General features: G+C 35.0%; 1 protein-coding gene. It reads right to left on the bottom strand.

The annotated features are described in order from the left end of the window. Positions 1–11: 11 nt before the first annotated feature. Positions 12–209 (bottom strand): hypothetical protein, encoded by a 198-nt coding sequence (locus GO009_RS17470; protein WP_163627984.1) that lies wholly within the window; start codon positions 207–209, stop codon positions 12–14. Between the last annotated feature and the right edge of the window lie 180 nt (positions 210–389).

Genomic DNA, 389 nt, shown 5'->3' with positions numbered 1-389 from the left:
ATACAAGGCACTTATTCATTATTGCCTTTTTTCTTTTGCTGTCCGGGGGCATAAGCTTTGGCATTTTTTGCTCCCGTCATTTTTTTGACTTGACCTGGTGCAGTACTCCTTTTAACCGTTCCCCTATTGGCTGTACCTCGATAGGTGGAACAAGAAGCAATCATCATAATTGAAAACAGGGCAATTAAAATTGTAAGTAAATTTTTCATGGTTCAATTTTTATTTTCTCAAGTTATTGAATACAACGTAGAAATTTCATTAAAATTGACCTATACCCCTTTTCATTTGACCAATACTCAATTTGAATTGGTATTTGGTCTCATTGGAAAAACTCCCGATACTGCATCACCCTGAAATCAAGGGTATTGAAATCAGGATTTTTGTTTTTT

Source organism: Allomuricauda sp. TY007 (genome assembly GCF_010468565.1).
Taxonomy (GTDB): domain Bacteria; phylum Bacteroidota; class Bacteroidia; order Flavobacteriales; family Flavobacteriaceae; genus Flagellimonas.
This window is presented reverse-complemented; position numbering and strand designations above follow the sequence as displayed.